At 43.0% G+C, this 539-nt stretch carries 2 protein-coding genes and 1 pseudogene; all 3 read left to right on the top strand.

From position 1 onward, the window contains the following. Positions 1 to 109, top strand: a pseudogene (rplP, locus tag ND16A_RS0118840) (50S ribosomal protein L16); the annotation flags it as partial. After that, entirely contained in the window at positions 109 to 300 is a 192-nt protein-coding gene (gene rpmC, locus ND16A_RS14420) for a 50S ribosomal protein L29 (protein WP_004588692.1), read from the top strand. The pseudogene rplP and the gene rpmC, both read left to right, overlap by 1 nt. After that, positions 300 to 539, top strand: a 240-nt coding sequence (gene rpsQ, locus ND16A_RS14425) for a 30S ribosomal protein S17 (protein WP_033076551.1), incomplete at its 3' end; no start/stop codon positions are given. The genes rpmC and rpsQ, both read left to right, overlap by 1 nt.

Raw genomic sequence — 539 nt, 5'->3', positions numbered from 1 at the left:
ACGCTGTCAAATGCAAGGTGTTTCAGAAGAGCTTGCTCGTGAAGCGTTTAACCTTGCTGCTCGTAAACTGCCATTCAAAACAACTTTCGTAACTCGGACGGTAATGTGATGAAAGCAAGCGAACTAAAAGATAAAAGCGTAGAAGAGCTAAATGCTGAACTTCTAGGTCTTCTTCGTGAGCAGTTTAACCTGCGCATGCAAGCAAGCACTGGTCAGTTAGCTCAGACACACACGCTAAGAACAGTACGTCGCGATATCGCGCGTGTAAAAACAATTATTAACCAGAAGGCAGGTCAATAATGAGCGATAAAATTCGTACTCTTCAAGGCCGTGTAATCAGCGACAAGATGGAAAAATCTTTCACTGTTGCTATCGCACGTTACGTGAAGCACCCAATCTATGGGAAATTCATCAAACGTACGACTAAGTTACACGTACATGACGAAAATAACACTGCAAAAGCGGGTGACGTAGTTACTATCCGTGAATGCGCTCCAATCTCTAAGAACAAATCTTGGACTTGGGTAGATGTTGTTGAA

Source organism: Thalassotalea sp. ND16A, assembly GCF_000764205.1.
In the GTDB taxonomy this organism is placed as follows: domain Bacteria; phylum Pseudomonadota; class Gammaproteobacteria; order Enterobacterales; family Alteromonadaceae; genus Thalassotalea_A.
The sequence above is the reverse complement of the archived record's forward strand: the minus strand, read 5'-3'. Positions and strand labels throughout refer to the sequence as shown.

Excerpts from the sequence above, each read along its gene's own strand:
- rpmC (WP_004588692.1), top strand. The coding sequence starts at position 109 with ATGAAAGCAAGCGAACTAAAAGATAAAAGCGTAGAAGAGCTAAATGCT.